Source organism: Pseudomonas emilianonis, assembly GCF_023072625.1.
GTDB classification, from domain to species: Bacteria; Pseudomonadota; Gammaproteobacteria; order Pseudomonadales; family Pseudomonadaceae; genus Aquipseudomonas; species Aquipseudomonas paraveronii.
In genome coordinates this window covers 1-1180 of sequence record NZ_JAKNRV010000681.1, presented here as the reverse complement: position 1 = coordinate 1180, position 1180 = coordinate 1, and the positions used below count along the sequence as shown (strand labels likewise).

The 1180-nt window shown below is 53.1% G+C and carries 1 rRNA gene; it reads right to left on the bottom strand.

Annotated features, from left to right (window positions below):
• Nucleotides 1-77: 77 nt before the first annotated feature.
• A 23S ribosomal RNA gene (locus L9Z73_RS30820) occupies nt 78-1180 on the bottom strand; the annotation flags it as partial.

The following is a 1180-nucleotide window of genomic DNA, read 5'->3' as shown; positions in this document are numbered from 1 at the left end:
TCGAACTTTCGGTTCGTTTCGTCTTCACACACCGCAATCTGATGCTCTTTCGAGTAGTCAAATTGCTTGGGTGTTATATGGTCAAGCCTCACGGGCAATTAGTATTGGTTAGCTCAACGCCTCACAGCGCTTACACACCCAACCTATCAACGTCGTAGTCTTCGACGGCCCTTCAGGGGACTCAAGGTCCCAGTGAGATCTCATCTTGAGGCTAGTTTCCCGCTTAGATGCTTTCAGCGGTTATCTATTCCGAACATAGCTACCCGGCAATGCCACTGGCGTGACAACCGGAACACCAGAGGTTCGTCCACTCCGGTCCTCTCGTACTAGGAGCAGCCCCTCTCAAATCTCAAACGTCCACGGCAGATAGGGACCGAACTGTCTCACGACGTTCTAAACCCAGCTCGCGTACCACTTTAAATGGCGAACAGCCATACCCTTGGGACCGGCTTCAGCCCCAGGATGTGATGAGCCGACATCGAGGTGCCAAACACCGCCGTCGATATGAACTCTTGGGCGGTATCAGCCTGTTATCCCCGGAGTACCTTTTATCCGTTGAGCGATGGCCCTTCCATACAGAACCACCGGATCACTAAGACCTACTTTCGTACCTGCTCGACGTGTCTGTCTCGCAGTCAAGCGCGCTTTTGCCTTTATACTCTACGACCGATTTCCGACCGGTCTGAGCGCACCTTCGTACTCCTCCGTTACTCTTTAGGAGGAGACCGCCCCAGTCAAACTACCCACCATACACTGTCCTCGATCCGGATAACGGACCTGAGTTAGAACCTCAAAGTTGCCAGGGTGGTATTTCAAGGTTGGCTCCACGCGAACTGGCGTCCACGCTTCAAAGCCTCCCACCTATCCTACACAAGCAAATTCAAAGTCCAGTGCAAAGCTATAGTAAAGGTTCACGGGGTCTTTCCGTCTAGCCGCGGATACACTGCATCTTCACAGCGATTTCAATTTCACTGAGTCTCGGGTGGAGACAGCGCCGCCATCGTTACGCCATTCGTGCAGGTCGGAACTTACCCGACAAGGAATTTCGCTACCTTAGGACCGTTATAGTTACGGCCGCCGTTTACCGGGGCTTCGATCAAGAGCTTCGCGTTAGCTAACCCCATCAATTAACCTTCCGGCACCGGGCAGGCGTCACACCCTATACGTCCACTTTCGTGTT